This window comes from Pseudofrankia saprophytica (assembly GCF_000235425.2).
Classification (GTDB): domain Bacteria; phylum Actinomycetota; class Actinomycetes; order Frankiales; family Frankiaceae; genus Pseudofrankia; species Pseudofrankia saprophytica.
Map to the genome: position 1 here is coordinate 7,457,343 of NZ_KI912266.1, position 9,257 is coordinate 7,466,599.

The 9,257-nt window shown below is 72.1% G+C and carries 10 protein-coding genes; 4 read left to right on the forward strand and 6 right to left on the reverse strand.

Annotation, left to right across the window (positions count from 1 at the left end):
- Positions 1 to 75 precede the first annotated feature (75 nt).
- Positions 76 to 1,152: a Zn-dependent alcohol dehydrogenase gene (locus tag FRCN3DRAFT_RS0231415; RefSeq protein WP_007508205.1), complete on the reverse strand. Its 1,077-nt coding sequence runs from the start codon at positions 1,150 to 1,152 to the stop codon at positions 76 to 78.
- Between the two features lie 424 nt (positions 1,153 to 1,576).
- On the opposite strand from FRCN3DRAFT_RS0231415, the gene FRCN3DRAFT_RS0231420 reads away from it, so the two are divergent.
- A complete protein-coding gene (locus FRCN3DRAFT_RS0231420; protein WP_007508207.1) occupies positions 1,577 to 2,392 on the forward strand; it encodes an SDR family NAD(P)-dependent oxidoreductase in 816 nt (271 codons plus the stop codon).
- A 72-nt stretch (positions 2,393 to 2,464) separates the two neighbouring features.
- On the forward strand, positions 2,465 to 2,653 hold the full coding sequence (locus tag FRCN3DRAFT_RS0231425; RefSeq protein WP_007508209.1) for a ferredoxin: 189 nt from the start codon (positions 2,465 to 2,467) through the stop codon (positions 2,651 to 2,653).
- 249 nt (positions 2,654 to 2,902) lie between these two features.
- Here FRCN3DRAFT_RS0231425 and FRCN3DRAFT_RS50015 read toward each other — a convergent pair whose 3' ends face one another.
- Together FRCN3DRAFT_RS50015 and FRCN3DRAFT_RS0231435 are read right to left on the reverse strand one after the other, a co-directional pair.
- The gene (locus FRCN3DRAFT_RS50015; RefSeq protein WP_232794208.1) at positions 2,903 to 3,562 is read right to left on the reverse strand and encodes a TetR/AcrR family transcriptional regulator; all 660 of its coding nucleotides are present in this window, start codon (positions 3,560 to 3,562) and stop codon (positions 2,903 to 2,905) included.
- A 146-nt stretch (positions 3,563 to 3,708) separates the two neighbouring features.
- Positions 3,709 to 4,896 (reverse strand): cytochrome P450, encoded by a 1,188-nt coding sequence (locus FRCN3DRAFT_RS0231435; RefSeq protein ID WP_007508213.1) that lies wholly within the window; start codon positions 4,894 to 4,896, stop codon positions 3,709 to 3,711.
- Between the two features lie 164 nt (positions 4,897 to 5,060).
- Here FRCN3DRAFT_RS0231435 and FRCN3DRAFT_RS0231440 point away from each other — a divergent pair, with 164 nt between their 5' ends.
- On the forward strand, positions 5,061 to 5,537 hold the full coding sequence (locus FRCN3DRAFT_RS0231440) for a VOC family protein (protein ID WP_007508215.1): 477 nt from the start codon (positions 5,061 to 5,063) through the stop codon (positions 5,535 to 5,537).
- A 3-nt stretch (positions 5,538 to 5,540) separates the two neighbouring features.
- On the opposite strand, the gene FRCN3DRAFT_RS0231445 is transcribed toward FRCN3DRAFT_RS0231440, so the two are convergent.
- Positions 5,541 to 5,981 carry a cupin domain-containing protein gene (locus FRCN3DRAFT_RS0231445; RefSeq protein ID WP_007508216.1) on the reverse strand — a complete coding sequence of 147 codons (441 nt, stop codon included), beginning with the start codon at positions 5,979 to 5,981 and terminating at the stop codon, positions 5,541 to 5,543.
- 268 nt (positions 5,982 to 6,249) lie between these two features.
- Between FRCN3DRAFT_RS0231445 and FRCN3DRAFT_RS47145 the strand changes: the two genes are divergently transcribed.
- On the forward strand, positions 6,250 to 7,386 hold the full coding sequence (locus FRCN3DRAFT_RS47145) for a phosphotransferase family protein (RefSeq protein ID WP_007508218.1): 1,137 nt from the start codon (positions 6,250 to 6,252) through the stop codon (positions 7,384 to 7,386).
- Positions 7,387 to 7,447: 61 nt separating this feature from the next.
- On the opposite strand, the gene FRCN3DRAFT_RS0231455 is transcribed toward FRCN3DRAFT_RS47145, so the two are convergent.
- Together FRCN3DRAFT_RS0231455 and FRCN3DRAFT_RS0231460 are read right to left on the reverse strand one after the other, a co-directional pair.
- The gene (locus FRCN3DRAFT_RS0231455) at positions 7,448 to 8,689 is read right to left on the reverse strand and encodes a cytochrome P450 (protein WP_007508220.1); all 1,242 of its coding nucleotides are present in this window, start codon (positions 8,687 to 8,689) and stop codon (positions 7,448 to 7,450) included.
- A gap of 142 nt (positions 8,690 to 8,831) precedes the next feature.
- Positions 8,832 to 9,245 (reverse strand): nuclear transport factor 2 family protein, encoded by a 414-nt coding sequence (locus tag FRCN3DRAFT_RS0231460; RefSeq protein ID WP_007508222.1) that lies wholly within the window; start codon positions 9,243 to 9,245, stop codon positions 8,832 to 8,834.
- Positions 9,246 to 9,257: the final 12 nt, after the last annotated feature.

Genomic DNA, 9,257 nt, shown 5'->3' on the forward strand with positions numbered 1-9,257 from the left:
CCCCCATGGGTGCTTCCGAGGACAGGAGCCGCCGGAGGTGCGAAGGAAGATCGTTTTCGCATCTCCTTTGGCCATTCAGACGATGACGGTGCGCGTGCCCTCGGCGCCAGCCGTCAGCCGGATGCCCTCGTTGATCTCCGCCAGCTTGATCCGCTGGGAGACCATCTGCCCGAGATCGAGCCGGCCGCTCTCGGCGAGCCGGATGAAGCGCGGGAAGTCGCGCAGGATCTGCGAGCCGCCGACGGGTGAGCCGACCAGCTTCTTGCCGGAGAACACCGCCCCGATCGCGGGCAGGGTGATCGTCGCGTCCATCGCGGGCATGCCGACGAGCGTCACCGTCCCCTCCATCCGGGCCAGCGCGAACGCCTGCTCCATCAGCTTGGGGAAACCAACGACCTCAAAACTGTAGTCCGCGCCGCGCCCACCCGTGAGCGCCTTGACCTGATCTACCGGGTCGGCGGCGGTCGGGTCGACGGTGTGCGTCGCGCCGGCGCGCAGCGCGGCGTCACGTCGCGACGCCGCCAGGTCGATCCCGATGATCACGGCCGCGCCGGCGATCCGGGCGCCCTGGATGACGGACTGCCCGACGCCGCCACAGCCGATCACCGCGACGGTCGACCCCGGGGCGACCTGGGCGGTGTTCAGCGCGGCGCCGACGCCGGTGGTCACGCCGCAGCCGAGCAGGGCGAGCTGCTCGTCCGGCAGGTCCGTCTCGACCGCGACGACGCTCGCCTCGTCGACGACCATCGCCTCGGCGAACGAGCCGCAGCCGCAGACCGCGCGCGCGGTGCGGCCGTCGGCGAGGTCGAACCGGACCGCGGCCTGGACGAGCGGGCCGCGTTCGCAGTGGTTGGTCATGCCGTTCTGGCACCACCAGCAGGAGCCGCAGGCCGGGGAGACGGAGGCGAGCACGCGGTCGCCCGGCCGGACCCGGCGGACCTCGGCGCCGACCTCCTCGACGGTCCCGGTGGCCTCGTGGCCGGGGACGATCGGCAGCCGCAACGCCGAGTGGCCCTCGATGACGTTGAGGTCGGTATGGCAGATGCCGCTGGCGGCGATGCGCACGAGCACGTCGCGCGGGCCGACCGCGGGGACCGGCAGGTCCTCGAGGACGAGCGGCTTGCCAGGCTCGTACGCGACGGCGACCCTCATCGAGGCCCATCTCCTGTCCGTGCTGGCGGCGCGGCGCGCCGCGGTGCCCTGCCCGGGTGTCCCGCCGTTGACGTGCCCCGCCGTTGACATGCGACGCCGGGTGACGTGCGCTGCCGGTGACGCGGGGCCGCGCCGCCGGCTGCCGCCGGGCAGCACGCCAGGCGCGCTCGGCCGGTGGCTGGACACTAGCTCAGTAACCGCTCACTCCACAACCCGAAGCACGCCCGCCAGCGCGGCCCGAGCGCGGGTCGCGTCCGCCCGGAGCCATCTTTACGAGAGCGATGACGGTGGTCGCACGCGGCGGGCGCGGCCGTGCGCCAGCCCGGTAAGTATGTGAGCGCTCTGTTATCATGAGGCCCGCCGGCCCTGCCGGTGAGCTCCTGGCCGGGTCGTGCCGGCCCGCCGAGTCGATCGCGAGGTCCACGTGGGTTCGTTGGCTGGGCGGGTCGCCATCATCACGGGTGCCAGCCGCGGCATCGGCGCGCACATCGCCGAGCGCTTCGCGGCCGAGGGAGCGGCGGTCGCGCTCGTCGCGCGCACCCTCGACCCCGGCACCTCCGCACTGCCCGGCTCGATCACCGAGCTGGCCGAGAAGATCGGGGCCGACGGCGGCCGGGCGGCGGCCATCCAGGCCGACCTCACCTCGCCGGCGGACGTCGAGACGGTCGTGGCGCGCGCCGAGGAGGCGCTCGGCCCGGCCGACATCCTGGTGAACAACGCGGGCGTCAACTTCTACGGGCCGGCGCTAGACATCACGCCGCGCCGCTACGAGCTGATGTTCCGGATGATGGTGCACACGCCGTTCCGGCTCTGCCAGCTCGTGGTCCCCGGAATGGTCGACCGCGGGCAGGGCTGGATCGTGAACATCACCTCCAAGCAGGCCCGCCACCCGCTCGGCCCGCCGTACCCGGACTGGGCGCGTGACGGCTGCGTCCCCTACGGCATGTGCAAGAGCGCGCTGGACCGGCTCAGCACCGGGCTCGCCGCCGAGCTGGAAGGCACCGGCGTCAGCGTGAACGCGCTCGGTACCGCCGGCCTGGTGCTGACGCCCGGCGTCGCCGTCGTCGCTCCGCACACCCCCGACAACGCGCCGGTGGAGCCCGACGAGGCCATGGCCCAGGCCGCGCTCGCGCTGGTCGCCACCCCGGCGGGCGCCGTCACCGGCCGGATCGTCTACAGCATGGACCTGCTCGGCCGGCCCTTCCCGGACGGCCCGTGGGCCGTTTCCGCTACGTTCTGACCCTGCGTCCCGGTCGGGCCGGCGGGGAACGTCACGAGCGAACAACGCGACGAAGCGAAGGAGGGCCTCCTGATGAAGGCCGAGGTCGACCCGCTCCTGTGCCAGGGGCACGCCCGTTGTTGGGACATCTGCCCGGAGGTCTTCTCGCTCGACGAGGAGGGCCACGGCTTCGTCCCGATCCCGGACGTCGCGCCGCAGTTCGAGGCCAAGGCCCGCGAGGCCGCCGACAACTGCCCCGAGCGCGCCATCACGCTGACCTGACCGTGCACCTCCGGGCGCGCGAGGCTCCGCCATCGTCGCGCGCCCTTTGGGCTGACCTGACCGTGCACCCTCCGGGCGCGCGAGGCTCCGCCATCGTCGCGCGCCCTTTGGGCTGACCTGACCGTGCACCCTCCGGGCGCGCGAGGCTCCGCCATCGTCGCGCGCCCTTTGGGCTGACCTGACCGTGCACCCTCCGGGCGCGCGAGGCTCCGCCATCGTCGCGCGCCCTTTGGGCTGACCTGACGCGGGCTAGTCGCCCTGCTCGGCGGCGGGTACGGCAGTTTCCTCTGCCCGCTGCCGGGTGAGGTCGACGAGGGTGCGCAGGAACTGCTCCTGGCCGACGCCGTTGAACGGGTGGCCCTGCATCGTCGAGAACAGGTGATAGCCGCCCAGCGCGCTGACCGCGATCGCGTCGACCACGTCCTCGTCCCGCGGTTCGGTGAGAACCGGCCGTTGCAGCGCGGTCCAGATCGCCGCGCGCAGCTCGGGGACGCGGTCGCCCTCGTTGAGCATGAGCCGGAAGAGCCGGTCGAAACGGCGGATGTCCGCGAGCAGCTGTTCGTAGACGTGCAGGCGGTGCTCCACCGGGTCCACCGACGGGGGAATCGCCGCGCGCCTCTCGGCCATCTCGGCGCGCAGACGGGTGACCTCTCGCTCCACGGCGGCCGTCAGCAGCGCTTCCTTGGACGGGAAATGCCGGTAGAGGCTGCCCGTGCCCACCGCCAGGCCGACGCGCCGCTCCACCTCGCTGATGGTGGCGCCGGTGAACCCGGCCTCGGCGAAGACGTCCATCGCCGCCTCGAGGATCCGGTCACGCGTCGTCCGCCGCGATCCCGGCGGCCGGATGGCCCGGTTCGTGGCCTGCTGGCGCGAGGTCCCCTGATCGGTGGCCCCCTGGCTCGCGCTCACGGCGCCAGACTACGCAGCCGCGACGCGGGCACCGGCGATACGCGCGCCCTGGGCGGACAAAGGGTCGCGCGTCACGGCGTTGCGCGTCACGGCGTTACTCGTCACGGCGTCGCGCGGCACGGCGTCGCGCGGCACGGCGTCGCGCGTCACGTGGGCTCGAAGACGAGCGGGATGGACGCCGGTCCCCGGGCCTGAAGGCTGAAATAGGTGATCTCGGCGCCGGCGGGGACGTGAAAGGGGCCGAGCCTTTCCAACAGCCGGCGGATCGCCACCCGGACCTGTAACCGGGCGAGGTTCGAGCCAACGCAGCGGTGCGGCCCGGCGCCGAAGGTGAGGTGCCGGTTGCGCGGCCGGTGGAGAACCACCTCGTCGGGTCGCTCGAAGACCGCGGGATCACGGTTCGCCGCGCCGAAGAACAGGCCGACCTTGTCGCCCTTCCTGATGGGTCGGCCGAGGATCTCGACGTCCTGGGTCGCCGTGCGGAACATCAGCGGGAGCGGTGTCTCCAGCCGCAGGCATTCCTCGACCAGCGCCGGCACCAGCGAGAGGTCGGCGCGGACGGCCGCCTGCAGGGACGGATTCTCGGCGAGGATCCGCATGGTCGCGCCGATGGCGCTGGCCGACGTGCCGATGCCACCCTGAATGAGCAGCTGAAGGCCGGACAGAAACTCGTGGTCGACGAACGTCTCGCCCGAGTCGTTCAGGCACTGGACGGCGCTCACCACGTCGTCACGCTTCGCCTGGCCGTTCCGGCTCTCGAAGACGCCGGCGGCCCAGGCCCGCAACGTCGCCGCGCCGGCGGCCGTCTTCCGCGGGTCCGACTCGAAGCTGATGGCGCGCGCGGCGGGCTCGACGGCGTGAAAGTCCTCGTCCGTCGCCTGGAACAGCAGCCGGAAGAGGACGGTGCCCGGCAGCTTGCGGGCGAAGTCGACCGCGAGATCGCATCTTCCCGCGTCGACGAACGTGTCGATCAGCTCGTCGGCGACGCCCCTGATCGGGTCTTCGAGGTGAGCGAGTGACGTCACCGTGAGGTGCGGGTTGACCTGGCGGCGGTAGGCGCGCTGGCGCGGCGGGTCCAGCTCGATGGGAACCAGCCGCGGCATCAGGTCGAACCCCGGGCGGGTGATCGACACGCCCTCGGTCGAGGTGAACGTCTCCCAGTCCTGCGCGATGCGCAGCACGAGGTCACACGAGGTCGCTGCCCAGTAGCCGCGACCGCTCTCGACCCAGGTCAGCGGGCCGAGGCCGGCGAGCTCCCGGACCGCGTCCCAGTACGCCGGGCCGGCGACCGCCGGGGACAGGTGGTCGAACGTCGAGGTCGGGTACGGCGCCATCCAGGCCTCCCAAACAGCGATGCAAGGGTAGTCTTGCATGCAACGGGAGGAAAAGTAGCGTCGACGTTTCGGCGCGGTCAACGCCCCTGTGACGGCAGCCGGCGGCGGCCCGCCCGGGGCCGACGGCGCGCCGTGGCTGGCGCGGGTCTCTACCGGGAGCGGTCATGGACGCGGTGCCCTTCCACATCGGCATCACCACCGACGACCTCGGCGCCTCGATGCGGGATCTCACCCGGGCGCTGGGCATCACCTGGACTACGCCCACGGCCGGCGCGGGCCTGTTCCACACCGTCGACGGCGTCCCGCAGCCGCGGCCGACGTCCTGCGTCTCCCGGCAGGGCCCCATTCACCTCGACCTCATCGCGGGAGAACCGGGCACCATCTGGGAGACCGCCGGCCCGCGCCTGCACCATTTCGCCTACTGGACCGACGACCTGGCGGCCGACATCACCCGGCTCACGAGCGACGGCTGGCGCCTGGAGATGACGAAGCCGGACGAGAACGGCCGCCCCGCCCTCTTCGCCTACCTGGTCCGCGCCGACGGCTTCCGCCTGGAACTCATCGACTCCGCCGGCCGCGACGACTACGCCGCCCGCCTGCGCGAACAAGGCCACGAACGAGGCCACGAACAAGGCGAATAAGGCTCAGTCCAGGTCGTAGGGCTTGGGGGTGCCGTCGTGGATCTCGATCCATTCGGCGCCTTCCGGGCCGGCGACCCAGGTGTACTTCTGGTTCGGCGTGAAAACACCCTGGCCCGCCCGGGTGATCCGCCTTCCGTAACGGAGTTCACCGGACAGCACGTAGGTGAGCTGGTGCGTGCCGTGCCGGTGCGGCTTGACCTGAGCGCCAGGACCGACCCTCGACCGGACGACCGTCATGGTCGGCGACAGCAGGATCGTCGTCGAAAGCATGTCGCGCCCGACGGCGTCGAGAAAGACCTCCCGCTGGTCCTCCGGTAACCATTCGGAGAGTTCCTGGTTGCTCCGATACGGCAACGTGTTCGAGTCGTAGAAGAACATCCGTGCCCCGTCCCCTGGCACCCCGTCGTTCGAGTGCCCGGCACGTTCCTCGGTCGCCTCACTCACCTCGTACCCACCTCCCGGCCGCAGTCGCCACCGCCAGGTCACCCGACGGGGCAGCAGTGCCTTCGCCTCAGCCGACGCAAGGGGAGTCTTGTCCTGCCCACCTCCACGGGCAACTGATCAGGTGCGTCGGCGCGGCCGGGTGCCGTAGCCTGCCGCGTGCGTCTGGGCCCGCCCCGCCGCGCGGCCGCCGGTGGGCTCTCCCCGCGACAGGAGTGGCCATGGACTGGGAATTCGTGTCGGCATCCGCGCTCACGGCGGGAGTTCCACGGTGAGCGAGGGGTTGGTCGAGCAGGCGGTGCCGGTGAGCAGGCTGGCCGGGTGGCTGCGGGCGCAACGGCTCCTTCCGGCCGACGCCGACGGCGGCGACCTGGAGGTTGTCCAGCTGGCCGGGGGCGCCTCCAACCTGACGTTCCGGGTGCGCGGCGCGGGACTCGACCTGGTGCTGCGGCGGCCACCGGTCAGCGGCGCGCTGCCGACGGCGCACGACGTCGTGCGGGAGTACCGCATCCAGGAGGCGCTCGCGCCGACCGGGGTTCCGGTGGCGCGGATGGTGGCCGCCTGCTCGGATCCCGAGGTGATCGGCGCGCCCTTCTACCTGATGGGCCACCTCGATGGCGTCATCCACGCGAGCGCGGCCGAGCTGGCCGCGCTGCCGGCCGAGACGGCCCGCCGGGTCGGCCTGTCGCTCGCCGACACGCTGGCCTCGGTGCATGCGGTGCGTCCGGAGCGGAACCGGCTACGCGAGCTGGCCCGGCCGGAGTCGTTCCTCGACCGGACGCTGCGGCGGTGGCGGCGCCAATGGGGGCTCTCCCAGGACCCCGCGCGGCCGCTACCGGGGCTGGACACGCTGTTCGACATCCTGGAACGCGGCCGCCCGCCGGCGGCACCCCGTCGGCTTGTCCACGGCGACTACAACCTGGCGAACGTCATGTACGCGGCCGGCGAACCCAGCCGAGTACTGGCCGTGCTCGACTGGGAGCTGGCCGCTCTCGGCGACGCACTCGCCGATCTGGGCGCACTGCTCAGCTACTGGGGTGACGCGGGCCGGGTCCTGTGGGCCGGCCGCGGTGGCCACCTCGCGGACGCCAACCCCGCGATGCCGTCCGCCACCGACCTGGTGGAGCGTTATGCCCTCACGTCGGCCGCTCTCGCGGACACGTCGGCCGCGGCCGACGCCGCGCCGTCGGACTCCGAGGACGAGAGCACCCCGACCGTCGAGGCGACGTTGCGGCATCTGCCGTACTACGAGGTCCTGGCGACCGTGAAGCTGGCGGTCATCGTCGCCGGCGCCGCCCGCCGGCAGCGCTCCCCCGAGCCCGACCAGATCGACCGGCTGTGGCGCACCGTGTCGTCCCTCACCGACGTGGCGAGCGCCCGCGCCGCCGACGCTCGCCTCGTCGGCTGAACCACGCCGGCGGCGGACCGACGGGCCCGGACCGGCCCGGGCCGGGCCCGGGCCGAGCCGCCTACTCGGCTTCCGCTGGTGACAGCCGAACCCCCGGGGTGAAGGTGATCGGGACGGTGAGCGGGGCGCGGTTGTAGGTCGAGTGGAACCCGACCTCGGCGCCGGGTGCCAGCCGAATGTCGTGCAGGCGGTTGACGAGCTCCTCGACGGCGATGCGCAGGTTCATCCGGGCGAGGTTCGAGCCGGCGCAGCGGTGCGGGCCGGCGCCGAAGGCGATGTGCCGGTTGCGGGGGCGCTCCGCGTCGAACGTCTCCGGGTTCTCGAACTCGTTCTCGTCGTGGTTGGCCGCGGCCCAGTACAGCAGGATCTGCTCGCCCGCCTTGATCTGCTGGCCGTTCACCTCGGTGTCGCGGCGGGCGGTGCGCGCGACCGAGATGAACGAGCTGTCGAGGCGCAGCAGCTCCTCCACCGCGTTCGGGATCAGCTCCGGCCGGGCGCGCAGCAGCTCCGGAATCTCGGGGTGCTCGCAGAACCGCAGCATCGACATGCCGAGGGCGCCGGCCGTCGTGTCGAGACCGCCGAGAATGAGCAGGTGGATGGTGCCGATTGCCTCCGCGTCGGTGATCGGCCGGCCCTCGATCTCGGCGGCGATCACCGCGTCGATCACGTCGCCGCGCGGTCCCGTCTCGCGCCGCTCGGCGATGCGCTCGGCGATCCAGCCGGCGAGCTTGAAGATGCACTCGCGCGCCTCGGGGACGGGCTGCGCGGTCGTGATCGCCCATTCGTTGACCTGGGCGAGGTCCTCCGACGGCGCGTGCAGGGCGAACTCGAAGAAGGCCAGCCCCGGCAGTGGCCGGGCGAAGTCGGCCATGAAGTCACACTCGCCGCGCTCGATGAAGCCGTCGATGAGCCGGTTCACCAGGTCGCGAGTCTGCTTCTCCCACTCGGCGACGACGACGGGCCGGAAGGAGGGGTTGATGACGCGGCGGAACTCGCGCTGCAGCGGCGGGTCGATCGTGACCGGAAGGATCGTGTGCTTTTCCGTCGCCGCGATCGTGATGCCGTCGGCGGAGCTGAACGTCTCCCAGTCCTGGGCGATGCCGAGCACCTGCTCGTAGCCGGTGGCGACCCAGAAGCCGCCATGCTGGTCGCTGTGCGCGACCGGGCAGCGCGAGCGGGCACGCGCCAGCGTCGGATGGAAGTCCTGGGCCAATGCGGCCGACTGGTGGTCGAAGTGGTGCTCGACCCACTCGTCGTCGATCGCGGCCTCGGCCGGGCCTGGCGGCGTCGCCGTCACGTCCATCTTCCACCTCACGAACGTCAGTGGCCTGGACACCGACGGGTCCTCGGCCATTCCGCGAGAAGAATAGCAATAAGTGAGCGCTCGTTTAGCATTCGCCCAGCAGGCGGGGACTCAGCCGGGAGGCACGCGACGCGGTGGGTCGCTATCCCAGCGTGTCTAGCAGGGCCTTCGTGTCGTGGACGAAGGCCTCGATCTCGACGATCTGGCCGCCGCGGATCCGAATCAGGTCGATCATCGGCAGGACGATCGACCGGCCGGTGGCCCGAGCCGTCCACCGGATGACGATCCGCAGCGCGTAAAGATCCTCCGCGCACCGCCAGTACTCGGTGCCCTCGATGCGCTGCTCCCAGTGCTCGCGCATGCCGGCCTGGACGGCGCGGAACGCGTCGAGCCCCCGGTGGACGCCGCCGTGCGGCAGCGACGCCGGTTCCACCAGCACGATGTGGTCCGCGAACAACGTCACCCAGCGCTCGGCCGTCGCCGGGTCGCTCATCGCGTCGGGTCGCCAGGACGCCGCGAGCGTCTCCATCACCTGCTGGGGAGTCAGGCGCTCCATCGCGGTTCCGTC

Bases quoted from the DNA above. Each gene is read 5' to 3' on its own strand.
- FRCN3DRAFT_RS0231415 (WP_007508205.1), bottom strand. From the start codon at position 1,152: ATGAGGGTCGCCGTCGCGTACGAGCCTGGCAAGCCGCTCGTCCTCGAG.
- FRCN3DRAFT_RS0231425 (WP_007508209.1), top strand. From the start codon at position 2,465: ATGAAGGCCGAGGTCGACCCGCTCCTGTGCCAGGGGCACGCCCGTTGT.
- FRCN3DRAFT_RS0231435 (WP_007508213.1), bottom strand. From the start codon at position 4,896: ATGGCGCCGTACCCGACCTCGACGTTCGACCACCTGTCCCCGGCGGTC.
- FRCN3DRAFT_RS0231440 (WP_007508215.1), top strand. From the start codon at position 5,061: ATGGACGCGGTGCCCTTCCACATCGGCATCACCACCGACGACCTCGGC.
- FRCN3DRAFT_RS0231455 (WP_007508220.1), bottom strand. From the start codon at position 8,689: ATGGACGTGACGGCGACGCCGCCAGGCCCGGCCGAGGCCGCGATCGAC.
- FRCN3DRAFT_RS0231460 (WP_007508222.1), bottom strand. From the start codon at position 9,245: ATGGAGCGCCTGACTCCCCAGCAGGTGATGGAGACGCTCGCGGCGTCC.